Annotated in this window: 21 protein-coding genes; 12 read left to right on the forward strand and 9 right to left on the reverse strand. The window is 67.1% G+C overall.

The window, feature by feature from the left end; genetic code table 11:
• Window positions 1–803: 803 nt before the first annotated feature.
• From mgtE to ABGV18_RS02755, 3 genes are all read left to right on the forward strand, one after another.
• Window positions 804–2,174 carry a magnesium transporter gene (gene mgtE, locus ABGV18_RS02745; protein ID WP_396584712.1) on the forward strand — a complete coding sequence of 457 codons (1,371 nt, stop codon included), beginning with the start codon at window positions 804–806 and terminating at the stop codon, window positions 2,172–2,174.
• A gap of 148 nt (window positions 2,175–2,322) precedes the next feature.
• Window positions 2,323–2,844: a YetF domain-containing protein gene (locus ABGV18_RS02750; protein ID WP_396584713.1), complete on the forward strand. Its 522-nt coding sequence runs from the start codon at window positions 2,323–2,325 to the stop codon at window positions 2,842–2,844.
• Window positions 2,845–3,179: 335 nt separating this feature from the next.
• Window positions 3,180–3,737: a DUF305 domain-containing protein gene (locus ABGV18_RS02755; protein ID WP_396584714.1), complete on the forward strand. Its 558-nt coding sequence runs from the start codon at window positions 3,180–3,182 to the stop codon at window positions 3,735–3,737.
• A 47-nt stretch (window positions 3,738–3,784) separates the two neighbouring features.
• On the opposite strand, the gene pap is transcribed toward ABGV18_RS02755, so the two are convergent.
• Window positions 3,785–5,290: a polyphosphate:AMP phosphotransferase gene (pap, locus tag ABGV18_RS02760; RefSeq protein WP_396584715.1), complete on the reverse strand. Its 1,506-nt coding sequence runs from the start codon at window positions 5,288–5,290 to the stop codon at window positions 3,785–3,787.
• A 120-nt stretch (window positions 5,291–5,410) separates the two neighbouring features.
• Here pap and ABGV18_RS02765 point away from each other — a divergent pair, with 120 nt between their 5' ends.
• Window positions 5,411–7,732: a DUF255 domain-containing protein gene (locus ABGV18_RS02765; protein WP_396584716.1), complete on the forward strand. Its 2,322-nt coding sequence runs from the start codon at window positions 5,411–5,413 to the stop codon at window positions 7,730–7,732.
• A gap of 194 nt (window positions 7,733–7,926) precedes the next feature.
• On the opposite strand, the gene bioB is transcribed toward ABGV18_RS02765, so the two are convergent.
• Both bioB and ABGV18_RS02775 read right to left on the reverse strand, forming a co-directional pair.
• The gene (bioB, locus tag ABGV18_RS02770) at window positions 7,927–8,925 is read right to left on the reverse strand and encodes a biotin synthase BioB (protein WP_396584717.1); all 999 of its coding nucleotides are present in this window, start codon (window positions 8,923–8,925) and stop codon (window positions 7,927–7,929) included.
• 5 nt (window positions 8,926–8,930) lie between these two features.
• Complete coding sequence (locus tag ABGV18_RS02775; protein WP_396584718.1) at window positions 8,931–9,362, reverse strand: hypothetical protein; 432 nt, start codon at window positions 9,360–9,362, stop codon at window positions 8,931–8,933.
• Window positions 9,363–9,404: 42 nt separating this feature from the next.
• Between ABGV18_RS02775 and ABGV18_RS02780 the strand changes: the two genes are divergently transcribed.
• The 3 genes from ABGV18_RS02780 (at window position 9,405) to ABGV18_RS02790 (ending at window position 11,500) form a co-directional block, all read left to right on the forward strand.
• Complete coding sequence (locus ABGV18_RS02780; protein ID WP_396584719.1) at window positions 9,405–10,121, forward strand: ComF family protein; 717 nt, start codon at window positions 9,405–9,407, stop codon at window positions 10,119–10,121.
• 238 nt (window positions 10,122–10,359) lie between these two features.
• Window positions 10,360–10,608 carry a type B 50S ribosomal protein L31 gene (locus tag ABGV18_RS02785; RefSeq protein WP_396581930.1) on the forward strand — a complete coding sequence of 83 codons (249 nt, stop codon included), beginning with the start codon at window positions 10,360–10,362 and terminating at the stop codon, window positions 10,606–10,608.
• Between the two features lie 7 nt (window positions 10,609–10,615).
• Window positions 10,616–11,500 (forward strand): thermonuclease family protein, encoded by an 885-nt coding sequence (locus ABGV18_RS02790; protein WP_396584720.1) that lies wholly within the window; start codon window positions 10,616–10,618, stop codon window positions 11,498–11,500.
• An 88-nt stretch (window positions 11,501–11,588) separates the two neighbouring features.
• Here the strand turns inward: ABGV18_RS02790 and hemF are convergent, their stop codons facing one another.
• From hemF to ABGV18_RS02820, 6 genes are all read right to left on the reverse strand, one after another.
• Window positions 11,589–12,545, reverse strand: a complete 957-nt coding sequence (hemF, locus tag ABGV18_RS02795) for an oxygen-dependent coproporphyrinogen oxidase (protein WP_396584721.1) — start codon at window positions 12,543–12,545, stop codon at window positions 11,589–11,591.
• Between the two features lies 1 nt (window position 12,546).
• On the reverse strand, window positions 12,547–13,107 hold the full coding sequence (locus tag ABGV18_RS02800; protein WP_396584722.1) for a Sua5/YciO/YrdC/YwlC family protein: 561 nt from the start codon (window positions 13,105–13,107) through the stop codon (window positions 12,547–12,549).
• Window positions 13,104–15,623, reverse strand: coding sequence for a DNA topoisomerase I (locus ABGV18_RS02805; RefSeq protein ID WP_396584723.1), 2,520 nt, complete (start codon window positions 15,621–15,623; stop codon window positions 13,104–13,106). The genes ABGV18_RS02800 and ABGV18_RS02805 overlap by 4 nt, the downstream gene beginning before the upstream one ends.
• A gap of 120 nt (window positions 15,624–15,743) precedes the next feature.
• Complete coding sequence (locus ABGV18_RS02810) at window positions 15,744–16,217, reverse strand: DUF494 family protein (protein ID WP_396584724.1); 474 nt, start codon at window positions 16,215–16,217, stop codon at window positions 15,744–15,746.
• Window positions 16,218–16,301: 84 nt separating this feature from the next.
• A complete protein-coding gene (gene dprA, locus ABGV18_RS02815; RefSeq protein ID WP_396584725.1) occupies window positions 16,302–17,486 on the reverse strand; it encodes a DNA-processing protein DprA in 1,185 nt (394 codons plus the stop codon).
• A gap of 3 nt (window positions 17,487–17,489) precedes the next feature.
• Window positions 17,490–18,683: a LysM peptidoglycan-binding domain-containing protein gene (locus ABGV18_RS02820; protein ID WP_396584726.1), complete on the reverse strand. Its 1,194-nt coding sequence runs from the start codon at window positions 18,681–18,683 to the stop codon at window positions 17,490–17,492.
• 225 nt (window positions 18,684–18,908) lie between these two features.
• On the opposite strand from ABGV18_RS02820, the gene def reads away from it, so the two are divergent.
• The 5 genes from def to ABGV18_RS02845 are packed head-to-tail and all read left to right on the forward strand — an operon-like array spanning window position 18,909 to window position 24,690.
• Window positions 18,909–19,415 carry a peptide deformylase gene (gene def / locus ABGV18_RS02825; RefSeq protein ID WP_396584727.1) on the forward strand — a complete coding sequence of 169 codons (507 nt, stop codon included), beginning with the start codon at window positions 18,909–18,911 and terminating at the stop codon, window positions 19,413–19,415.
• Window positions 19,412–20,365, forward strand: a complete 954-nt coding sequence (gene fmt / locus ABGV18_RS02830) for a methionyl-tRNA formyltransferase (RefSeq protein WP_396584728.1) — start codon at window positions 19,412–19,414, stop codon at window positions 20,363–20,365. Before def ends, fmt begins: the two co-directional genes overlap by 4 nt.
• Entirely contained in the window at window positions 20,355–21,767 is a 1,413-nt protein-coding gene (gene rsmB, locus ABGV18_RS02835) for a 16S rRNA (cytosine(967)-C(5))-methyltransferase RsmB (protein ID WP_396584729.1), read from the forward strand. Before fmt ends, rsmB begins: the two co-directional genes overlap by 11 nt.
• Window positions 21,764–22,342 carry a DUF4390 domain-containing protein gene (locus ABGV18_RS02840; protein ID WP_396584730.1) on the forward strand — a complete coding sequence of 193 codons (579 nt, stop codon included), beginning with the start codon at window positions 21,764–21,766 and terminating at the stop codon, window positions 22,340–22,342. The genes rsmB and ABGV18_RS02840 overlap by 4 nt, the downstream gene beginning before the upstream one ends.
• Window positions 22,339–24,690 (forward strand): sensor histidine kinase, encoded by a 2,352-nt coding sequence (locus ABGV18_RS02845; RefSeq protein WP_396584731.1) that lies wholly within the window; start codon window positions 22,339–22,341, stop codon window positions 24,688–24,690. The genes ABGV18_RS02840 and ABGV18_RS02845 overlap by 4 nt, the downstream gene beginning before the upstream one ends.

Here is a 24,690-nt window from a genome sequence, read left to right on the forward strand (position 1 = left end):
TGCGGGCCTTCGAGCCCGGACGATGTCCGGACTCGAAGCCTCGCGACCGGCGGCCGGCTTCGGGGCCGGCTCGACGTGACTTCCTGTCACGGCGAGCCTCGGAGCGACGTCCCTGTCGCCCCGCCCCCGAGCCACCCACCTGCCGCGAGGCAGGACGCAAGGGGGCTGGTTCCCGGCCATCGGGTGGCGTGACACAAATCCCCAAGGGAGCTGGGGCTCTGGAGCCACGCTCTCCGCCTAATCGAAGGGTCGAGTCCCCCTTGTGCCTTGCCTCGCGAGCGAGGGATTGCAGGGTCGGGCTCGCATGGACGCGAGCCCGAGGTTCGCCGCGACACGACGTCGCGTCGAACCGACCCGTTCGCAATCGCTCGTTTGCGAGCCTGATCGTCGCGGATCACATCCGCGGCGATCAGGCCCGAAGGGCCAAGGCGCCGGGGTTTCCTTCTTTTCGGGTGTTTTCTTGGACAAGCAAGAAAATACCCTCGTGCGCCGGGCACGGCGGCAACTCTCTGCCTGCTCGCCTAACCGGCGCGCGAAACACCATCCAGCGGCCCAAAGGCACATGTCCGCCAAGACCGCGTGCGCGACGCGAGCCTTCTCGAACGGGAACGGCCGCTGACGCGGCCTTCGCGGGCGAGGCCCGCTCCCACAATGGCTGGGTGGTGCCGCGCCTTGGCCATGAGGCCCGCCAAGAAGGTGCGCACTCGAAACAAGCCGCCGCTGGCAGTTATATTGCCCTTGCCGTATCGCCGAGCCGATAACCGAACATCCACCCGCCCATCAACCCCAGTCGGAGCCCCTCGATGCCCCAGTCCGAGAAGATCCAGCAGCTTGCCGAGGCATTTTGGCGTTTTGAACACGGTGAGGTCGACGCCGGATCATTGTGCGACGACCTGGCCGCGGTGCGAGATCAGGACATCGCCCGGGCGATGGCCGAGCTGGATCGCGACGGCATGGGCCGTGTGCTGGACCTGTTGCCGGCCGAGCGGCGGGCCGAGGTGTTCGGTTTTCTCGAGCCGCGGACTCAATTCGCGCTGACCGAGCGGCTGGACGACGAGACCGCGCGGGAGTTGATCGAGGGCCTGCGCCCGGACAACCTCACCGCGCTGCTCGAGGACCTTTCGCCGGAGGAGGGCGAGGCGGTGGTGCGCCGACTCAGCCCGGAGCGGGTCGGGCAGGCGATGCGGCTGCTGGGCTATCCGCCGGAGAGTGCCGGCCGGCTGATGACGCCGGATTTCATCGCGTTGCGACCCGACTGGACCTTGTCGCATGCACTGGCGCACGTGCAGGGGCATAGCGGGCGCAGCGAGACGGTGGATGTCCTGTTCATCACCGACGGGCATGGCCGACTGCTCGGCTGGGCGGGCCTGCGCACGCTGGTGCTGGGCGACCCGCAGGCGAAGGTCGAGTCCCTGCTCGGCGACGAGCCGGTGAGCATCGTCGTCTCCGAGGATCGCGAGGAGGCGGCCCGCCTGATCCAGCATTACGATCTGACCGCGCTGCCCGTGGTCGACGACGCTGGGGTGCTGCTGGGGATGGTGACCATCGACGACGTGATGGACGTGGTCGAGGAGGAGGCCACCGAGGACATCCACAAGCTCGGCGGCCTGGGCGCAAAGCATCTGAGCCTGCGCGGGGCCTCGATCCTCGAGCTGTTCAAGAAACGCATCGGCTGGCTGTTGCTGCTGGTGTTTGTCGCCATCTTCGCCGCCGGGGCGGTGTCCCAGTTCGAGGAGACGCTGGAGGCGGCGGTGGTGCTGACCTTCTTCCTGCCGCTGATCATTGGCTCGGGTGGCAACGCCGGCTCGCAGGGGGCGACCATGATGGTGCGTGCCCTGGCCACCGGGGACGTGGGGCCCAAGGACTGGCTCAAGCTGTGGGTGCGGGAACTGGGCGTGGCCAGCGCGTTGGGCGTGACCATGGGGGCGGCGGCCTGGGGTATCGGGCTGTTCTACGGCGGCACCATGTTGGCCAATGTGGTTTTGCTGTCGATGATCGCGGTGGTGATCTTCGGCAGCATGGTGGGCATGTTGCTGCCGTTCCTGCTTACCCGATTCCGCCTCGACCCGGCCACGGCCTCGGCCCCGCTGATCACCTCGATTGCCGACATCGGCGGCATCCTGATCTATTTCGGCATCGCCACCGCCTGGATCGAGGCGGCACCGGTGGGCTGAGGTTGCCCGCCGGGCGAGGGGTAGGTCGTCCCTCCATGAGGACGGCCGGGCCGTCGCTGCTGCCAAAGGGCTGGAACATCGGCTGGCTGCTTGTGTTTCTGGTGCTAATGTTTGACAGACGTTTCACTTTGCCGAGGAGGCCGCCGTCATGTTCGTAAACGAGCCCATGTTGGACGTGCTGCTGCGAGGCGTGATCCTGACCGCGCTGGCCATGTCCTGGGTCGTGCTGCTGGTGCGCATCAATGGGCTGCGGTCGTTCTCGAAAATGACCAATTTCGACTTCGTGATGACGATCGCGGTTGGCTCCATGCTTGCCGGCGCGAGCCAGTCCACCAGCTGGACGGCTTTCGCCCAGACGTTTGTCGCCATGGCGATGCTGTTTGTCGTGCAATATTCGACCGCTCGGTTGCGCAGTGCGTCGCCCACGTTCAGCCGAGTGGTGCAAAACGTGCCGGTGGTGCTGATGCGCGACGGCCAGATCTTGGAGGAGGCGCTGGCGGAAACGCGCGTTGCAAAGGGCGATCTGATCGCCAAGCTCCGAGAAGCGAACGTGCTCGATTTTTCCGAGGTGCGCGCCGTTGTCCTGGAAACGACCGGGGACATATCGGTCCTCCATGGCCAGAAAAGCGTGGATGAGCTTTTGCAAGGCACCCGCCGCGTCGATCGGTAAGGGGCTCCTCGATCACCCTCCGCCGGACCCACAACGGCATTACCTAGCCACCTGCGGCCCTCCCCGCATGCGGGGCAGCGCCACTCCTGCCTTGCATTGACCCCCTCGAAGACCGGGACAGTTGGTTGGTTGCCCTACCTCGTCCGATTGCCCGGGTCGTTAACGGTGTGGGGCCACCAGTCAGGTCCTCCGTGCCGGCAAAACGCCGGCCTATCTCGGTTGGACAAGTACTTAAGGCCTGTGGTCGGGGAGATTTCAGGAGGCAACGCGGCACTCCTCAGTGTTTGTCGTGTCTAGAGTGGAGTCACACGCGATACGCCACGGAGGAGCAAGTAATGAGTCAGAACAAGCAGACGAGCGGCATGGGTTGGGGACGCTTTGCGGGGATGATCGCGACGTCGACCTTCATCATGTTTTTCTTGATGTATCAGCTCGTGTTCTCGTTGGACCACGCCACGTTCAGCACGAACCGCCTGATTGCCTCCTTGCTGATGGGCTGCGTCATGGCCGTCGTGATGCTGGCCTTCATGTGGCCGATGTACAAAGGCGTGAAGCTCAAGGTGGCGGTGGTCGTTGTGGCCGCATTGGTGGCCGTGGCACTGCTGTTCACGAATAGGGGCCAAGCGGTGGTCGGGGATACCGAGTACATGAAGTCCATGATTCCCCACCACTCGATTGCCATCAACAGTTCGCGCAAGGCAAGCATCAGCGATCCGCGCGTTCGCGAGCTGGCCGACGAAATCATCGCGGCGCAGGTGCGCGAAATCGAGCTGATGAAGCGGCTCCTGGAAGATATCGATCAAAATGGCGAGCGAGGCGAGGTGGACCTGCCCCCCCGTTCCACCGAGATCACCCCTGAAATGGAGCGCAAGATCCAGGAAGCGATGCAGTGACCGACGCAAACGGGCGGTGTCGTTGACCGTTGGCGCCAGGGGCGGGGTTACTTCTTGTCCTTCGCCCCGTGCAACGAGTTCTCTACGGCTTGCGCCGCGATCCGCATCACCTCGATCCGCGCATAGCGCTTGTCGTTGGCCGGGATGATGTGCCACGGCGCGTACTCGGTGGAGGTGCGGATCACCATCTCGTTGATCGCGGCCTTGTAGTCGTCCCATTTTTCCCGATTGCGCCAATCGTCGGCGGTGATCTTGTGCTGCTTGTAGGGGGTCTGCTGGCGGGCCTCGAAACGTTTTAGCTGCTCCTCGGGCGTGATGTTGAGCCAGAACTTGAGCAGGATGACGCCGTGGTCGGCGAGCTGCTCCTCGAAGGTGTTGATCTCGTGGTAGGCGCGGGCCCAGTCGGGCTGGGGGGCGAGCCCCTCGACCCGTTCAACCAGCACCCGGCCGTACCAGGATCGGTCGAAGATGCTCCAGTAACCGTCGCGCGGCACGTGTCGCCAGAAGCGCCACAGGTAGTGGTGGCCGTCTTCCTCGTCCGTGGGTGCGGCGATGGGGATCACGCGGTAGAGCCGGGCGTCGAGCGCCTCGGTGAGCCGGCGGATGGCGCCGCCCTTGCCGGCGGCGTCCCAGCCCTCGAACAGGGCGACCACCGGCCGGCGCGCCTCGAATCCCTGCCATCCCAACCGGTTGAGTTGGGCGTCGAGTGACTCCTTGCGTTGCTTGTAGTCGGCCTTGTCCAGCGCGAGGTCGTCGGGGACGTGGTCGACGATGGTGCGCCGGGCGCTGTCGGCCTCGGGTAGGGCCGGCGAGTGCGAGACCTTGATGGGGTTTTCCCCGGCCCCATTGGCCAGGCGGGTGTCGATGGCGCGCAGCAGGGTCTTGCCGGCGGTCAGATCGCGGAAGTGCGGGTCGGTGGCCTCGATCAAGAACCACGGCGCCTCGCCGGTGTCCGTCTCGCGCACCACGCGGGCGGCGATGTCGATGAACTGGTCGTAGTGGTTGGCCTCCTTGGCCGTTTCCGGCGCCATGTGCCAGTGGCTGGCGGGATCCTTGCGGCGTTCCTTGACCCGGCGGGCCTGCTCACGCGCCGGCAGGTGAAACCAGAACTTCACCAGCAGCACGCCGCCGTTGATCAGCATGTGCTCGGTCTCGCGGATGCGCTCGAGCTCGCCGCTGACGCCGTCTTCCTCCAGGCGGCCGTGCTGGGCATCCTCGATCAGGTGCTGATACCAGCCACCGAACAGCACGCCGATCTCGCCGCCCGCCGGCATCACCCGCCAGTAGCGCCACCAGCGCGGGCGCTGCTTTTCCTCGTCGGTCTCGTCCCAAAAGACGTGCGTCTGCACGCCGCGCGAGTCCAGCCACTCGAGCAGGTGGTTGATCAGCTCGCCCTTGCCGGCACCGGCCACGCCGTTGATCAGCAGCAGCACCGGCAGGTTGGCGGCCCGCGCCCGGCGCTGGGCGTCGAGCAGCTGCAGGCGCAAGGACGGCTCGGCGTCCTTGAAGTCGGCCTTGGAGAGGCTGCGGCCCAGTTCGGCGGCTTCGAACATTTGGTTTCCTGCATCGTTGGGACAGAGGCAAGCCTAGCACTGCACGGTCCGCTTGCCCGATGCCGCATTACGCCCCGGCCTGTGCCATTCTCGGACTCTACTCTCGAAAGAGTTGATCTCATGAGTCGAATACCCACGCTTTTGCTGCCGCTGGTCTTGCTGGGATTCATGGCGGGCGGTGTGGCGTCTGCTGAGAATCGGCTGGCGGAGACCGCCTCGGATTACCTGCGCGACCATGCCGACAACCCGGTGGATTGGTATCCCTGGAATGAAGAGGCGCTGCGGCTGGCCCGCGAGCAGGACAAGCCGATCTTCGTCTCGGTGGGCTATTCCACCTGCTTTTGGTGCCACGTCGCCAAGCGCGAGATCTACGAGGACCCCGAGATCGCCGCGGCGATGAACGAAGGCTTCATCAACATCAAGATCGACCGCGAGCAGCGCCCCGACCTCGACCGCGTGCTGATGGCCGCCACGCGGGCGCTGGGCGAGGGCGGCGGCTGGCCCAACAACGTCTTTCTCACGCCGGAGCTCGAGCCGTTCTTCGCCGGCAGCTACTTCCCGCCCGAGCCGTTGCCCGGTCGCGAGAGCTTCCCGCAGATCCTCGAGCGCCTGTCCGACCAATGGCGGGCGAATCGCGAGCCGCTGCTCGAGCGGGCCGCACATACGGCCGAGGCGTTGCGGGCGGGGGCGGACGCCAGCCTGGCGCCGGAGCGCATCGACCCGGCCGGCTGGCAGGCGCGTGCCATCGAGGCGCTGGAAGGCCAGTTCGATGCGCTGGTGGGTGGCTTCGCGCCGCCGGGTCAGTCGAGCCGTTTCCCGCAGTCACCGCGGCTGGCGTTGCTGATCTCGGCGCTCGATGACGAGGAACAGGCCGCAACGGCCGAACAGATGCTGCGCCAGACGCTGGTGGCGATGAGCATCGGCGCGCTGTTCGATCACGTCGGCGGCGGGTTCCACCGCTACACCGTCGATCCCGAGTGGGCGATTCCGCATTTCGAGAAGATGCTGATCGACAACGCCCAGCTGATCGGCCACTACGCCCGGACCGGGCAGCGGCTGGACGAGGACTGGTTCGGCGATGTCGCCGAGCGCAGCGTGGCGTATCTCAAGCGTCGGCTACGGGCGGATGAGGGTGGCTATTTCACCGCGGAGAACGCTGAACTCGATGGTATCGAGGGCAAGAGCTACGTCTTTACCGCCGACGAGATCCGCGCGGTGTTGGGCGAGGACGCCGAGGCATTCCTCGATTGGCATCAGTTGGCTGCCTTGCCGGAAAGCCGGATCGATCACGAGTTGCCCGAGGGCGGCGCGGTGAACCTGGCCGTGGGCCGGGCGTACGGGGCGTTCGAGGGCGGCGAGCTGGCCGAGTCGGTCGCCGGATTCGAGGCGGATTACGCGGCCCTGCTCGAGGCGCGCCAGGCGCGCGGTCTGCCGCAGCGCGATCGCAAGCGGGTCGCCGAGTTCAACGCCCTGACCGGCCTGGGGCTGTTGGCGGCCGCCCAGCCACTCGATCGGGGCGACTGGCACGAGCAGGCGTTGGCGGTGGGTGACTGGCTCTGGACGACGCTCTGGGATGCCGACGCGCAGCACTTGTATCGACAGGCCTACGCAGGCGGGGTCTCCGGCGAGGCGTTCCTTTCCGATCACGCAGCCGCCGGTCGCTTGATGCTGGCGTTGTACGGGTCAAGTCACGACATCCGCTGGCTGTTCCGCGCGCAGCGAATCGCCGCGACCATCGAGCGCGATTATCTCGACGAGTCGGGGCGACTGCACGAACGCCCGCCGCAATCGGGCGGCGGGTTGCCGCTCTCGCCGCCGCTGGTGGGTGACGATGCCTCGCCGTCGGGGCATTCGCAGGCGGTGGTGTTCCTGCTCGATCTGGGCGTGTTGCTTGACGATGCGGCGCGCCAGGAGCGGGCCGTGCGCGCGCTGGCGGGGTTCGCCGCCGAGGTGGATGCCGCGCCGGCCGACTGGGGCTTTCTGGTTGGGGCACTGGCCCGGCCGTCACGCGCCGAGGTGGTGACGCGCGAGGCGGCGCGACTGTCCGAGGCGACCGAGACCACCGGCGGGCCGGGCGAGACGCGCGATCACGTCGACGTCGAGGCGCGCATGATCGAGTGCGGTGCGGCCATTGGGGTGCGCCTCGCCATCGACGAGGGCTTTCACATCAATGCCAACCCGGCCAGCGAGGACTTCCTGGTGCCGACGCGGATCACGGCGCTGGATGGCGAGATCGGACCGATCGACTACCCGCCTGGCAAGCCGTTTCGCGCCGAGTTCGCTCGCTCGGCGATCGATGTCTTTGAGGGGTTGCTCGAGTTGCGGGTGCCCGTGATTGGCGAGATGCCGACGCGCCTGCGCGTCGATCTGCAGGCCTGCGATGACCGGGTTTGTCTGGCGCCGGACGAGGTGGAGGTCGCCGTCGACCGGGGTGACGAATAGCGGCCTACGGTGGCTGTAGGAGCGGCTTTAGCCGCGACATGCTGAGGCGCCACCCGATCCCATCGCGGCTAAAGCCGCTCCTACGGCGCCCGCCTCCCACAATGGGGGTTCAGTTGATGGGGTGCCAAACGAAACGGGCCGCGGCCGACCGGGTGGTCAGTCGCGGCCCGTGATTGCCGTCGTCGCGTTGCCAATCAGGCCGAGACGGACGCCGGCTTGCTGTCGGCCGGCTCGTCGAGCTGGCAGCCGTCCGGGATCAGCGGGGTCAGGCCGAGTTTCTCGAACATGGCTTCGTCGGCCGCCGCATCGGCGTTCTCGGTGGTCAGGAGCTTCTCGCCGTAGAAGATGCTGTTGGCACCGGCGAAGAAGCACCAGGCCTGGATTGCCTCGCTCAGGCCCTCGCGGCCGGCGGACAGGCGCACGTGCGAGCTCGGCATCAGGACGCGGGCGACGGCGATGGTGCGGATGAACTCGATCGGGTCGAGTGCCGGGACGTCGGCCATCGGTGTGCCGGGGATGCGCACCAGCATGTTCAGCGGCACGGATTCCGGCGCGCGTTCGAGGTTGGCCAGCGTGGTCAAAAACGAGGCGCGATCCTCGCGCGATTCGCCCATGCCGAGGATGCCGCCGGAGCAGACGTTGATGCCCGCCTCGCGCACGTGATCGAGCGTCTCGAGGCGGTCGTCGATCGAGCGGGTGGTGATCACCTGGTCGTAGAACTCGGCCGAGGTGTCGATGTTGTGGTTGTAGTAGTCGAGACCGGCTTCCTTGAGACGGGTGGCCTGCTGCGGCTTGAGCATGCCGAGCGTGACGCAGGCCTCCATGCCGGTCTCCTTGACCACACGCACCATGTCGATGACGCGCTCGAGCTGGGTGTCGGTGGGGTTGCGCCAGGCCGCGCCCATGCAAAAGCGCGAGGCGCCCTTGTCGCGCGCCCGGCGGGCGGCGGTACGCACCTCGTCGAGCGGCAGTAGGCGTTCGCGCTCGAGCCCCGTGTCATTGCGGGCGCTCTGCGAGCAGTACTTGCAGTCTTCCGGGCAGGCGCCGGTCTTGATCGAGAGCAGGGTGCTGACCTGGACCGCGTTGGGGTCGAAGTGCTCGCGGTGCACCGTCTGGGCCTGAAAAAGCAGGTCGTTGAAGGGCTTGGCGAACAGGTCGAGAGCTTGTTGTTTGCTCCAGCGCGGGCGGGTCATGGGAATCAGTTATCCTCGAACGATTCGGGTGGTTCGGTGAAGGAATCTTCCCAAGTATCTTGCTTGATCCGGTAGAGGTCGTAAAGCGACCAGGGAATCAGGATCACCGAGGCGATCGCCCAGAGGACCAGGTAAAAGGTCAGGCTGGGCGGGGCGAACACGGCGATCACCATGGCGCTGCCGGCCACGCCGTAGAATCGATAGGCGGCCCATTGGGTGTAGTGGCCCACCTTGGGGTTGGGGTGGTGCTTGTTCAGCGCGTAGACCAGCATGGACAGGCCGAACCAGAAGATCGCCAGCGGCAACGGCACGATCATCGCGATGATGTTGCCCCAGTTGAACCACGTGGCGGCCCGTCGGGCGGACTTGCCGGAGATGCGGGTCGGGACGTGTTCATCCTTCGAATTGAGTGACTGGGCGGAAGCATCGTGGTTCATGATGAAACGACCTCTAAATATGCGTATGGGATGCAGATTAGCATGGAATGGATGCCCTCGCGACGGCGGCGCTGGCTGGACGCGCCCTGTCATCTCTGCCGCCTCGATACCGTCGATCCCGACGGCCTGTGCCCGGACTGCCGCCGTGAGTGGCGGGCCGGGCTGGGTCGGCCACGTTGTCGAACCTGCGGACTGAGCCTCGCCGTCGACATGACCGAAAAGGCGGGTACCAAGACCTGCGCTGCCTGTGTCGGTCGGCCCTCGCCGTTCGAGCGCGTGATCGCGGCGGTCGATCTCGATCCGGCGGTGCGCGCGCTGATACACCGCCTCAAATATCGTCAGGATTTCAGCGTCGTGCCGCTGTTGCAAGCCACGCTGCTCGTGGCCGTGGTCGAACAGCTGGATGCGGCGAGACCGGATGCGCTGGTGCCGATGCCGCTGCATCCAAGGCAACGCCGTCGCCGCGGCTTCAACCAGGCCTGGTTGCTGGCTGACGGTGTGGCCCGCGCGACCGGCGTGCCGGTGCTGCGTCGCGGTGTGCGCCGAGTGCGGGACACCGGGTCATTGACTGAGTTGTCGGCACGTGCCCGCCGAGCGGCCCTGCGCGGGGCCTTTGAGGCGGATGGGCCGATGCCCGCTCGGGTGGCGATCATCGACGACGTGCTGACCACCGGGGCGAGTGCCGAGGCGCTGGCCGCGGCACTGCGTCGGGGCGGCGCGCGCACCGTTTCCGTGTGGGCGTTGGCCCGCACGCCCTAGACGCTTTCCCGCCGAGCACCGAATAAGCAAGCAGGTGGCTTGTGCCGTGCCGGGAGTTTGGGTAGAATCTCGCGCCTTGGCCGTCCCGGCCGCGTGCGCCCGTGGTGATTGCCAAATCCCGGTGCGGGGCGGTGGAACGGCGGCCCCGCCAGGGGCAAACCCGAAGACGATCAACCTGAGATGCGGCCCCGGCGGCATCCGACCCAACTTTCGAACCTATACCAGGGGCAGAATCGAGATGAAAGAAGGCATTCACCCGAACTACCAGCCGGTGGTGTTCCAGGACGTCGCGGCGGATTTCGCCATCCTGACCCGTTCGACCATGAAGTCGAGGGAGACCATCAAGTGGGAAGACGGTAACGAGTACCCGCTGGTCAAGATCGACGTATCCTCCGCGAGCCACCCGTTCTTCACCGGCAAGCGCTCCGAGGGCAGCATGGCCAAGCAGGTGGACAAGTTCCGCAATCGCTACGGCCAGAAGAAGTAAGACCGACATGGTCACGTTCCTGCCAATCGGCCGGGCGCAGCAAAAGGGCACCGCGGGTCTTCCCGGTGCCCTTTTTCGTGCGCGCGCGATGGTGTTGACCGGGCTGCTTGCCGCCTTGGTCGTCTCCAGCGGCTGTGTGGCCGAGGAGCCGTCTGGGCGGCCGGTGGGTGACTGTGCCCCGCCGCCCGAGCTGGCGATCGAATCGGCCACGGTCGGTTACGTCAACGATGGCGATACCGTCCGCCTGGCCAACGGCGATCGGGTGCGCCTGGTCGGCATCGATACCCCCGAGATCGGCCGTGACGGCGCGGCCGACGAGCCCATGGCCCGCGAGGCGCAGCAGGCCCTGCGCGCGCTGCTGGCCGAGTCGAGCAATCGTGTCCAGGTGGTCGATGCCACCGAGGGCGAGGATCGCTACGGTCGCCGGCTGTCCTACCTTTACCTGCCCGACGGCCGCTCGGTGCAGGCGCTGCTGCTCGAGCAGGGCGTGGCGATGGCGGTGTTCATCGCGCCGAACCTGGAGTTGGCCGATTGCCTTATTGCCCGCGAGAAGCTCGCGCGGCAGGACGGGCGCGGCATCTGGTCGCTGTCCGCCTACGACCCCGGCCTGCCGAGTGCGGCGGGGATTCCGCAAACGGTGCAGGGCGCGGCGATCGTCCACGGTCGGGTCGAGTCGGTGGGTGAAAGCCGGCGCAACATCTGGCTCAACCTCGAGGGCCGGGTGGCCGTGCGCATCGACAAGGCCGATCTCGAGCGTTTCCCCGGCTGGGATTTCGAGGCGCTGGAAGGCGAGGAACTGCGGGCACGCGGCTGGATCGTGCACGACAGTAACCGCTACCAGGACTGGTTCATTCCGGTGGATTCGGCGCACGCACTTGAGCGCCTCGACTGACAGCGGGTCCTGGAACGAGCAGAGGCACCCGAATGAAAAAAGGGCGAACCCAAGTGGTTCGCCCTTTTCTGTGGGAGCGGCAATCAGCCTACCGTTCGGCCAGCCAGTCGCGCGGGCGCAGGAACTCATCGTAGAGACGCGCCTCCTCGCTGCCCGGTTCGGGGTGATAGTCGTAGCGCCAGTCGGCGCGCGGCGGCATCGACATCAGGATCGACTCGGTGCGCCCACCGGATTGCAGGCCGAACAGCGTGCCGCGGTCGTAGACCAGGTTGAACTCCACGTAGCGCCCGCGGCGGTAGGCCTGGAATGCGCGCTCGCGCTCACCAAAGGGCGTGTCCTTGCGCTTCTCCACCACCGGCAGGTAGGCCGGCAGGTAGTGGTCGCCCACCGAGCGCATAAAGCCGAAGGCGGTGTCGAAGTCGACCTGGCCGTCGGCGCCGTAGTCGTCGAAGAACAGGCCGCCCACGCCGCGTGGCTCGTTGCGGTGCTTGAGCCAGAAGTACTCGTCGCACCACTGCTTGAAGCGCGGGTAGTGGTCGTCGCCGAAGGGTCGGCAGGCCACCTCGGCCTGCTCGTGCCAGTGCACCGCATCCTCGGTAAAACCGTAGTAGGGCGTCAGGTCGAAACCACCGCCGAACCACCACACCGGCTCGACGCCTTCCTTCTGTGCCTGGAAGAAGCGCACGTTGGCGTGCGAGGTGGGCACATAGGGATTGCGCGGGTGGATCACCAGCGAGACGCCCATCGCCTCGAACGAGCCGCCGGCCAGATCCGGCCGGTGGGCCGTGGCCGAGGGCGGCAGCTTGTTGCCGGTCACATGCGAGAAGTTGATCCCGGCGCGCTCGAAGGTGGAGCCGCCCTCGAGGATGCGGCCGCGGCCCTCGCCGTTGAGGTGGTCGCCGGGCGGACGCTTCCAGTCGTCATGCAGAAAGCGCGTGCCGTCTTCCAGGCCTTCCAGGCCGGCGACGATCCGGTCCTGCAGGTCGATGAGGTAGTCACGGATGGCCTGAAGGTCCGCCCGTGTGTCCGCCTGGGTATCCGCCATGTCAGCTCCTGATGGTCCGCCCGGTGGGCCAGTGGATGATCTGCGAGGGTCGGGCGCGCCGGTCGACGCGGCCCGGGATGATCTGGACGTCGGCACGGGCGAACAGCTGCCGCGCCGTCAGCGTGTCACGTGCCGCCGGGCGGCCGCTGATATTGGCGCTGGTCGAGACGATCGGCCCGCCGAAGGCGCGACTGATCGCGCGAGCGGTCTCGTGGGCCGGGACCCGCAGGGCGATCTCCTTGCGCCCGCCGGTCAGCCAGGGCGGCACGCCGTCGGCTGCCGGCACGATCACGGTGCGCGCCGCCGGCCAGTCGGCCACGATGCGCTCCCATTCCTCGGCATCCACCGCGGCGAAGGGCTGGAGCATCTCCGGCGTGTCGGCGATCAGGATCAGCCCCTTGCCCACGTCGCGCTGCTTGAGGGCGAGCAGGCGCATCACCGCGAACGGGTCGAGCGGCGCGCAGCCCAGACCGAAGACCGCCTCGGTCGGGTAGGCGATCAGCCCGCCGCCGTCGAGGTGACGGGCGATCTCGCGCAGCCGGAAGGGCGACGGGATACTCATTCGGCCTTGTCGCCGGAGGCGCTTTTCGGCGCGCTCTTCTTGGCGGCGGTCTTACCGGTCGTGGCCTTCTTGGTCGTGGTCTTTTTCGCCGGGGCCTTCTTCGCCGGGGCCTTCTTGGTTGTGGTCTTGCTCGCCGTCTTCTTGGCCGTCGCCTTAGTGGTCGACTTGGCCGCGGTCTTGGTGGTCGTCGCCTTCTTGGCGGCAGCCTTGGGAGGCGCCTTGCGGCCACGGCCCTTGCGCTCGGGGGCCTTGGCGATCATCTCGATGGCCAGCTCGTGGGTGATCGCCTTGGGGTCGTCGTCCTTGGGGATCTTGGCGTTCTTGTTGCCGTCGGTCACGTAGGGGCCGTAGCGACCGTTGAGCACTTGGATGCCGTCGTCGAACTCATTGATGATGCGGTTCTTCTCGGCGAGCTTCTTGACCTCGATGAGCTCCAGCGCGCGCGGCAGCTCGACGGTGTAGGGGTCGTCTTCCTTGCCCAGTGACGCGAACTTGTTGCCGAACTTCACGTAGGGGCCGAAGCGGCCGACATTGGCCTCGACCGGCTCGCCCTCGGGGGTCTCGCCGAGCTTGCGCGGCAGCTTGAACAGCTCCATGGCCTCGTCGAGCGTGATCGTCGCGATGCTCTGATGCGGGCGAAGCGAGGCGAATTTGGGCTTCTCCTCGTCGTCCTTGGTGCCGATCTGCACGAACGGGCCGAAGCGACCCAGGCGGGCGACCACCGGCTTGCCGCTCTTGGGATCGACGCCGAGTTCGCGACCCTGGGCCGCCTCTTGGCGGGAGACGTTCTGCTGGGTGTGCTCGATGCGCTTGGCGAACGGCTCCCAGAATTCGCGCAGCAGCGGCACCCAGTCCATCTCGCCACGCGAGACGGCATCGAGCTCGTCCTCGAGCTTGGCGGTGAACTCGTAGTCGACCACGTCGCGGAAGTATTCGGTGAGAAAGCCGTTGACCACCCGGCCCATGTCGGTGGGGCGGAAGCGGCGCTGTTCCAGTTCGACGTATTCGCGCGAGCGCAGCGTGGAGATGATGCTGGCGTAGGTCGACGGGCGACCGATGCCGTACTGCTCCAGCGTCTTGACCAGGCTCGCCTCGGTAAAGCGCGGCGGCGGCTCGGTGAAGTGCTGGGTGGCGTTGATCGCGGCGAGTTCGATCTGCTGACCTTCCTCCAGCGGCGGCAGGCGGCGGTCGTCATCCTTGTCGGATGCCTGGTCGTCCTCGTCCTCGCGGTAGGCGGCAATAAAGCCCGGGAACTTCAGGGTCGAGCCGGTCGCACGGAAGCTGTGCTCGTCACCGGCCGACAGGTCGACGGAGACCTGGTCGAAGATCGCCGGGTTCATCTGCGAGGCCAGCGTCCGTTTGAAGATCATCTCGTAGAGACGGAACTGGTCGCGGTTGAGGAAGGCGCGCACCTTGTCCGGCGTGTTGGCGATCGAGGTCGGGCGAATCGCCTCGTGGGCCTCCTGCGCGTTCTTCGACTTGGTGCGGTACTGGTTGGGGGTCTCCGGCACGTAGTCGGCGCCGTAGCTCTCGCCGATGTGATGGCGGATCTCGCCGATGGCATCGTTCGACAGGTTGACCGAGTCGGTTCGCATGTAGGTGATCAGGCCCACGGTGCCCTGGCCGATGTCGACGCCCTCGTAGAGCTCCTGGGCGGTGCGCATGGCGCGTGACGCGGTTAGGCCGAGCTTGCGCACCCCCTCCTGTTGCATGGTGGAGGTGGTGAACGGCGGGGCGGCGTGGCGCTTGCGCTCGCGGCGGTCGACCTTGGCGACGGTGAGCTTGCCACCGGCGGCGGCCTCGAGGCGTTCCCGCGCGGACATGGCGCTGGCCTCGTCCTCGAGGGTGAACTGCGCGACCTTCTTACCGTCGAGCTCGTAGAGGCGGGCGGCGAATGGTTGATCCTTGGTACGGCAGTCGGCGGCAATCGACCAGTATTCGCGCGCCGTGAAGGCCTCGATCTCTTGCTCGCGCTCGACGATCATCCGCAGGGCCGGGCTCTGCACGCGGCCGGCCGACAGGCCCGGATTGATCTTCTTCCACAGCAGCGGCGAGAGGTTGAAGCCCACCAGGTAGTCGAGTGCGCGGCGCGCCTGCTGGGCGTCGATCAGGTCTTCGGACAGCCCGCGCGGGTTGGCGATGGCCTCCTGCACGGCGCGCTTGGTGATCTCGTAGAACACCACGCGCTTGGCCTCGCGCCCCTCGAGCAGGCCGGCCTCCTTGAGCAACTCGTAGAGGTGCCAGGAAATGGCCTCGCCTTCGCGGTCGGGGTCAGTGGCCAGCAGCAGGGTGTCGGCCTTCTTGATCGCCTTCTTGATGGCATCGACGTGCTTTTTGTTCTTGTCGATGACCGTGTAGTTCATCGCGAAGTCGTTGTCGGGGTCGACCGCGCCGTTTTTGGGCACGAGATCCCGCACGTGGCCGTAGGAGGCCAGGACTTCGTAGCCGGGGCCGAGGTATTTCTTGATCGTCTTGGCCTTGGCAGGCGACTCGACGATGACGAGATTTTCGCTCATAGAATATCTTCGTTGTTTGGGGAAGGTCTGCGCGAATCCGATATCGCTCTGCGTGCCTTGATGCTGTCCGGCTCAATGCGCACCAAGCCAGAGTGGCATCGTATTCGTGCCGCCCCTTCCTTAATGCAGGATGGCGGCGTCTTCGAAGACGAGGTCTTCCATCCAGGCAAAGGCCTGTTCCTCGCCGGGTTTGGCGAACAGGACCAGCAGGACGATCCACTTGAGACGCTCGACGTCGATTTCGTCTTCGCCGAGGGCCATGGCGCGCTCGATCACCGTCTCGCGAGCCGACGGCGAGAGCACCCCGATCTGCTCGAGTTGCATCACAAAGCCGCGCGCATCGACGTCGAGCATCATCTGCTCGTCGTCACTGTAGACCCGAAATGCCTGGTCGCGTTCAGGACCGGACTCGCTGCCCTGTTCAAGCACGCCTTCGAGCCAGGCGAACGCGTGCTCGATCTCGTCGTGGTCGAAGCCCGCTTCCAGCAGCTTCATCTGCAGGCCGGCACGCTCGTTTTGCGGGGGGAAGCGGTCTTCGTCTTCCATGTAATTCTCGAAGAGGAACATCAACAGGTCGAGAACGGTCTCTTTCATCGGCTCACCGGGAAATGATGGCTTGAGTCTGCGCACGCGAGCGGGAATGCATGGGGGCGGCGGCAGGCGCGGTCGGCGGGTGCACTAGCTCGTGCGGACGTAGAGGCCGCCGGTCAGGGTGGACACATCTCCCGCCAGTTCAAGCATGAGGAGGATGGAGGAAACCTCACCGGCGGTCAATCCGCTCGCCGCGATCAGGGTGTCGGCCGGTTGCGGGTCATGGCCGAGCAGATCGAGGATGCGCTGCTGGTCCGGATCGCGCGACGGAGTGGGCGCTTCGGTCGTCGCGTCGATGGTTCGTTCCATCGGCATGGCGGTCGCTTCCAGTTGACGACGCAGGGTCGGTGCCAGTTCCTCGAGCAGGTCCTGGCCGGTTTCGACCAGCTTGGCGCCCTCGCGGATCAGGCGGTGGCAACCGCGGGCCAGCGGGTTGTGGATCGAACCGGGAATGGCGAAGACGTCGCGGCCTTGTTCGCCGGCCAGGCGGGCGGTGATCAGCGAGCCGCTCTTGACCGAGGCCTCGACCACCAGCACGCCGCTGGCCAGCCCACTAATGAGCCGATTGCGCCTGGGGAAATGCCCACGGCGCGGCTCGGTGCCCGGCAGCCATTCAGAGAGGATCAGCCCGCCGGCGGCGACGATCTCCTCGGCCAGCGAGGCGTGTTCGAGGGGATAGATGCGGTCGGGCCCCGAGCCCAGCACGGCGATGGTGATGCCGTCGGCATCCAGGGCACCGCGATGCGCCTCGCCGTCCACGCCCAGGGCCAGCCCGCTGGTGATCACCAGCCCTTGCGCGGCCAGGTGGCGGGCGAAGGCGCGGGCGTTCTGGCGTCCGCCGGTGGTGGGCGTGCGCGAGCCGACCATCGCGATCTGCGGCTCGCCGAGCGCGGCGATGCGACCGCGGGCAAACAGCGCGGACGGGGCGTCGGGAATGTCCTCGAGGGCGGTGGGGAAGTGAGGGTCGCCCCGGGCGATCAGGTGGTGGGTCTCATCGGCGGCCAGCCAGTCGCTGATGGTCGCGACCTTCTCGGCATCCGGGCGTGCCTGAATGACGCTCTCGGGCAGTCCCGCGTGGCGCCATTCGCGGCGCGGGCTGTCGAGGGCACTTTGGGGCGTGCCGAAGTGCGCCAGCAACAGACCCAGCCGCTTCGGGCCCATGCCGTGGGTCGCCAGCAGTTCGATCAGCGCCGCGGTCTCGACGCCGGTGCCCGGGCTGGTTGCTCGGGAGTCGGGCGAGGCGTCCGTCGAGGAGGTCGGTGCGGGAGGCACCGGTTAGAGGCGACTTCCCTGGACCGGGGTCTGGGCCAGATCGCCCTCGTGGATCGGCTGGGTGGCCTTGATCACCAGCGCGTAGCTGGCGCGGTCGTAGGCGCGGAAGATCATGGCGGTGCCGATCGGGTAATCCGGCAGCAGCACGGCCGGGCCGTGGGTAGCCTCGCGGCCATTCTCGTCGGCATCACGCTCGGTGAAGCGGTCCTCGACCACGCGGCCGCGCCTGCTGATCTGCAGCAGGTCGCCGGCGGTCACGCCCGATTCGACGCCGCGGTCGATCACGACTACCTGTCGATTGCCCACCTGGGTAATGGCATCCGGCAGCAGGATGATGCGCGCGTCGATCGGGAAGGCCGGAATTTGCGGCGTGACGTCGCGATGGAAGGCCTCGTCGGTCATTTCGACCAAGCGGTCGCCTTCGCCCACTTCACGCACGGTGTCTTCGAGCTCGACGGTGGTCGGGTCGTCGATCTCGACCACATTGGCCTCGCCCTTGAAGATCGCGCGATAGCCGAGGTGCTCGCCGGTGCGGCCGTCGACCAGTGCCTTGCCTTGCTCGACGACCGCAAAGCGCTGCTGTGAACCGTCGAGCGGCGGGCGGACGTAGACCGTGTCGCCGCTGCTGGCGTGAATGGAGCCTTCCCGGTTGGCGAGGATATAGGGTGCGGCCTCGAACTCGTCCTCGCTCATCACCTGGTCGTGACTGAGGAACGGGCGCACCAGCTCGAGCGGCACCGCGGCCACCGCCGGCGGCAGCGATTCGTAGCGGATGTGCGGGCGCAGTCCGACGGCTAGCCGCGGGCGATCGCCGACAAAGACGATCTGGATGCGGTCGCCCGGGTAGATGCGGTGCGGGTTGGCGATCTCCGAGTTGGCGTACCAGATCTCGGGCCAGTAATAGGGGTCTTTGAGAAAGTGGTTGGCGATCGACCAGAGGGTGTCGCCTTTCTTGACCACGTAGTCTTCCGCGGCCAGGTTGCGGAACTGGTCGTGGGTTTCCTCGGCGGAGAGGGTCCGCTTGACCGGGCCGCGCTCGGCGCCCAGCGGCAGGGTGTCGGCTGACATGGGCTCGCGCGGGTTGACCACGTCGTCCTCGGTCAGGGCGCAGCCGGTGAGGCCGCCGGCCAGCGGCACGAGGCCCGCCAGCGCGAGTGCCGGGGCGAGTGCCAGGGAGAGTCCTTTGGTCGATCTCATCGTTACAACGTCCTTGGTGTCCGGCCGAGAGCAGCCCGTGTGCGGACTGTCCCCCGTGATTGTCGACATTCATCTGGGTTCTGCCGAGTGCTGGCGTACAATGTATCCCCAAATACGGCTTGTTGTAAAAGATTTTGCCCCCACCGTCCAGTCGGCCAGCGGGCGAACGAATGGCCGTTCCAGTGACCCCGCCGTGGCGCCTACACCGAACCCAGTGACCGACGTATGAGTCTGCGAGACATCCTCATCTACCCCGACGACCGCCTGCGCGAGATTGCCCGCCCGGTCGATTCCTTCGAGCCCGCGTTGGCCGAACTGGTCGCCGACATGTTCGAGACCATGTACCAGGAGAGCGGCATCGGGCTGGCCGCCACCCAGATCGACGAGCATCGGCGGCTGTTCGTGGCCGACGTGAGCGAGGATCGCAGCGGGGCGATGGCGTTCGTCAATCCCGAGATCGTGGCCCGCTCGGGAGAGGTCGAGTCGGAAGAGGGTTGCCTGTCGATCCCGGGGATCAACGAGACCATTTCGCGCGCCGAACGCATCCGCGTGCGCGCCCGGGACGAGAAGGGCAAGGCCATCGAGCAGGATATCGACGGGCTGCTCGCCATCTGCTTCCAGCACGAGCTCGACCACCTTGATGGTCGACTGTTCATCGACTACCTCTCGCCGCTCAAGCAGCAGCGCATCCGCAAGAAGATGGAAAAGGCCGCGCGCCGGGAGCGTGTATGAGCCTGCGCGTGGTCTACTGCGGCACGCCCGATTTCGCCGTGCCGGCGCTCGAGGCGTTGGCGCGTCTCGACGAGATTGGCGGTGAGACGCTCGAACTGGTCGCCGCCTACACCCAGCCCGACCGACCGTCCGGACGGGGCAAGAAGCTCACCGCCTCGCCCGTCAAGCAGGCGGCCCTCGAGCTGGGCCTGCCGGTCGAGCAGCCGCTGACGCTGAAAGACGAGGCCGCCCAAACACGGCTGGCCGAGTATCGGCCCGACCTGCTGGTCGTCGCCGCCTACGGGCTGATCCTGCCGCCGGCCGTGCTTGAGATGCCGCGTCTCGGCGCGGTCAATATCCATGCCTCGCTGCTGCCGCGCTGGCGCGGTGCCGCCCCGATCAATCGCGCCATCGAGGCGGGTGACGCCGAGACCGGTATCACCATCATGCAGATGGAAGCCGGGCTGGATACCGGCCCGATGTGGCTCAAGCGCATCGAGCCGATCCACCCCGAAGACACCGCCGCGACGCTCCACGATCGCCTCGCCCCCTTGGGCGCGCAGGCATTGATTGAGGCGCTGCCGGCCTTCATCCGGGGCGACGGCGCCCCCGAGCCGCAAGACGATGCGCGGGCCTGTTATGCCGCCAAGCTCGCCAAGCCCGAGGCAAAGGTCGACTGGCGCGAGCCGGCCGAGCTGATCGAGCGCCGCGTGCGCGCCTTCAATCCCTGGCCCGTCGCCCAGACCACGTGGGACGGCGAGCCGTTGCGCCTCTGGGGGGCGCGCACGGTCGATGGCCGCGATGACGCGACACCCGGCGAGGTGGTCGAGCTGAGCGCAGACGGCCTCGTGGTGCAGACCGGCAGCGGCGGCCTGGAATTGACCCGTGTGCAGCGTGCCGGGGGGCGGCCGATCGCCGCTGCCGATTTCGCCCGAGGGCGCGATCTGTTGGGGGTGCGGCTTGGCGGATAATCCACAGGCCGATGGTCAGCCCAAGCGCCGCCCCGACGCTCAACGAGGGCGCCCGCGTCGCCGGCCCAGTGGTGCGGATCACGGCGGACCGCCGCGCTCGCCCGAGGCCCTGGTCGCGGAGGGGTTGTTGCAGGTCGTCAATCATGGCCGCTCCCTCGATCACGTGCTGCCCGACCTGGCCGCGCGGGCTCAGGCGGCGCACCGCAGCGTGGTGCAGGCGATGAGTTACGAGGTGTTGCGCCACTACGAGCCGCTGGCCTGGTGGCGCGACCAGCTGCTTGATCGCCCCCTCAACCCCCGTGCCGCCGAGGTCGGGATGCTGCTGCTGGTCGGTCTCGAGCGCCTGACCGGGTCCAAGCGTGAACCCTCGCGCGTGGTCAATGCCGCCGTGCATGCCGCCCGCGAACTCAATCAAAACTGGGCAACGGGACTGGTCAATGCGGTCCTGCGACGCGCCGTGCGTCAGATCGAGGCCGGCGAAACGCCGTTCGACAATGCGCCGCCCGCCGTACGTGCCCGTCTACCGGACTGGCTGTTCGGCATGCTGTCGAACGACTGGGGCGAGGCGCGCAGTATCGAACTGGGCGAGCAACTGGCCACGCATCCGCCCATGACCCTGCGGGTGAATGCCGCCGAGCAGAGCGTGTCCGCCTATCTAGAGCGTCTGGCCGAGGAATCGGTCGAGGCCAGCGCGACGCGTCACGCGCCCCACGGGGTGGCCCTGGCCACGCCGCTGGATGTCGAGCGGCTGCCGGGCTTTCACCAGGGCGAGGTGTCGGTGCAGGACGAGGCCGCCCAATTGGTCGTTGACCTGATGGACCTGTCACCGGGGCTGCGCGTGCTGGATGCCTGCTGCGCGCCGGGCGGCAAGACGCTGGCGATGCTCGATGCCGAGCCGGCCGTGCAGATGACGGCGGTGGACATCGACGTCACCCGGCTGGCGCGGGTCCAGGACAACCTCGAACGCTCCGGGCGGTACGCCGAGCTGGTCTGCGCCGATCTGACGGCGCAATCGATCGAGCCCCCGGCGAGCTTCGACCGCATCCTGGCCGACGTGCCCTGTTCGGCCACCGGCGTGATCCGGCGCCACCCGGATATCAAGCGCCTGCGCCGCCCCGAGGATCTGGGTGTCCTGGTGCGCCGGCAACGCGAGATCCTGGAACGGCTGTGGGCGTTGCTGCAGCCGGGCGGACGCCTGGTCTATGCGACCTGCTCGATCCTCAAGCGCGAGAACGCCACGCAGGTCGAGTCCTTCCTGCGCGATCACCCGGACGCGGTGGCGGTGGCGCTGGATGTCGACTGGGGCGAGCCGCAATCGGTCGGCCGACAACTGTTCCCGCAGGTCGACGGGCACGACGGCTTTTATTACGCCGTGCTGGAAAAGCCGGTGGCCAACGGATGATGTCGGCCCGCGTGTCACGCCCGGGTTGGTTGTTCCTGATGCTCGTGGTCGGGCTCGGCGGCTCGACCGGGGTGCACGCGGATGCCCGGGTGATCGACGTGCACGCCGAGGTGCGCGAGGAGTCGGTGTTCCTGGATGCCAACCTGGAGTTGTCACTGGGCAGCGAGGTGATCGAGGCGCTGCGCAACTCGATTGCCCTGAATCTGATCGTCGAGGCCGAGATCGCCGAACCGCGCGAATGGCTCTGGGACCGGCGCCTGCTGCGCGATCGGCGGCGGCTGCGCCTCGAATATCACGCGCTTTCCCGGACCTGGATGGTGACCGACTTTCACGCCCGCGAGACGCATACCTTCTCCGAGCTGGCCGGCGCGGTCGAGTCGCTCGCTCGCGTGCGCGCCTGGCGGCTGGGGCCCTGGGCGCCGCTGGCCGATAGGCCCCGCCTGCTGGGCAAGCTGCGCGTGACGCTGGACGTCAACAAGCTGCCCCTGCCACTGCGCGTCCCGGCGCTGTTCGAGGACGCCTGGGATCTCGACAGTGACTGGTTCCTGTGGGGGCTTTCGGAGGTGCGGCGATGACGCGTCTGGGGCGTCGTCTGCAGCGCTGGGTGGGGCGTGCCATCCCGCCGATCAGCGCGACGGTCATCGTGCTGCTGCTGGTGCTCCTGTACCTGGTTTCCGACTCGCTGCGCGCCGTCGAGCAGCCCGAGGGGCTGTTCCTGGCGCTCTTGGGCGTCAGTGCGGTGGGGCTCTTGTTCCTCGCCATCGTGGTGCTCTGGCACATCGTCCGGCTGATTCGCGATTATCGCCGTGGCACGCCCGGTTCCCGATTGACCGCGCGCCTGGTGGTGACCTTCGTCGCGCTGTCGGTGGTGCCGGTGGCAATCGTCTTCTACTTCTCGCTCACCTTCGTGCAGCGTGGCATCGATTCGTGGTTCGACGTCAAGGTCGAACAGGCGATGACCGATGCGCTTTCCTTGTCGCAGATGTCCTTCGACGGGCGCATGCGCCAGGCACTCGAACAGACCCGCCGCGCGGCCTACGAACTGCAGGATGGCGGCTCGGAGCTGATTGCGCTGGATCTCTCGCAGATGCGGCGCAATACCGGCGCCGAGGAGATGACCATTCTCGGTCAGCGCAACCTGATCGTCGCCTCCTCGTCCGAGGATGCCACCAGCATCGTGCCGGCCCGGGCCGACGAGACCGCTCTGGCGCATGCCCGCTCGGGGCGGGATTTCATCGGGCTGGACCCGGGTGGCGACGGCAACCTGCAGATCCGCGTGGTCGTGCCGATGGAGGCCGGTCTCACCAGTGATGGCGGCAAGCGCGTCCTGCAGGCCCTGTTCGACGTGCCCGACCAGGCCAATGAGCTTTCCAAGAGCGTGCAGGAGGCCTTCAACGACTACCGCGAGCTGGTCTACCTGCACAGCTCGCTCAAGCAGACCTTCACACTCGCCCTGACCCTGGCGCTGCTGCTCTCCTTGCTGACGGCCGTCTGGCTGGCCTTCCTGGCTGCGCGTCGGCTGCTGAGCCCGATTCGCGAACTGGCCGCCGGCACCCAGGCGGTCGCCGGGGGCGATTACAGCCTGCGCCTGCCGGTCGATCGGCGTGACGATCTTGGCCAGCTGGTCCAGTCGTTCAATACCATGACGGCCCGGGTGCGGCGTGCGCACGAGGTGATGCGCGAGCTCCAGGAGCTGGCCGACAAGGAGCGCGACTACCTCGATACCGTGATCCAGCATCTGTCCTCGGGCGTGCTGACGCTTTCCTTTGATGGGCGCATCATCAGCGGCAACTCGGCCGCGCAACAGATTCTCGGGGTCGCATCGGAGGAGCTGTTCGAGGGATCCTTGCAGGCGGTCTGTCGCGAGCACGCCAGCCTGTTGCCGTTGTGCGAGGCGTTTCTCGACCGGTTAGGCGCGGCCGGGCCGCCGCCGGGCGAAACGGTCGAGGCCCAGGTGCGTATCATGAATGGCAGTGGCCGCAAGGTGCTGCTCGCCCGGCTGGCCGCGCTCCCGCCGGACGGCGAGGCGGGCGCCGGCGGTTACGTGATGGTCCTCGAGGACGTCACCGCGTTGATCCAGGCGCAGCGTGACGCGGCGTGGTCGGAGGTGGCGCGCCGCCTGGCCCACGAGATCAAGAATCCGCTCACCCCGATTGGGCTGTCGGCCGAGCGGCTGCGCCGGCGTATCCTGCCGCAGCTTGACGAGGAGCATGCCCCGATCCTCGATCGGGCCACCGGCACGATCATCGCCCAGGTCGATGCCATGAAACAGATGGTCAACGAGTTCGCCGATTACGCCCGCAGCCCGGACGTGAGTCTCGAACGGCTCGACCTGCAGGCCTTGGCCAGCCAGACCGTCGAGCTCTACCGCGGCAACATGACCGTCAAGGTGCGTTACCTGCCGGAGCTCGACGAGCCGGTCTGGGTCGAGGGGGATGGCAACCGCCTGCGGCAATTGCTGCACAACCTGATCCGCAACGCCAGCCAGGCGTTGGAAGAACGCGGCGCGGTGGCCGGCGAGCCGATCGTGTTGCTCGACCTGCGGGTGGTCGGTGAGGTCGGGCATTGCCTGGTCGAGCTGACGGTGGCCGACAACGGCCCGGGCTTCCCCGCCGAGATACTCGATCGCCTGTTCGAGCCCTACGCGACCACCCGGCCCAAGGGATCGGGCCTGGGGCTGGCGATCGTCAAGAAGATCGTCGAGGAACATGCCGGTGCCGTGCATGCCTGGAACGCGTTCGAGCAATTGGAGAACGACGACACCGAGGCGGGCCGACGGCTTGCCAATCACGGTGCACGCGTTACGATTCGCCTACCCTTGGAAGCGGGGCGCTGCGACGCACGCGTGAAACGCCGCCGCGCAGGCGACCACATCGAAAAGGGCCGCCGCAAGGGCGCCCACGGAGAAACGGGAAATCCCTGA

The organism is Guyparkeria halopsychrophila (assembly GCF_044582135.1).
Lineage (GTDB): Bacteria > Pseudomonadota > Gammaproteobacteria > Halothiobacillales > Halothiobacillaceae > Guyparkeria.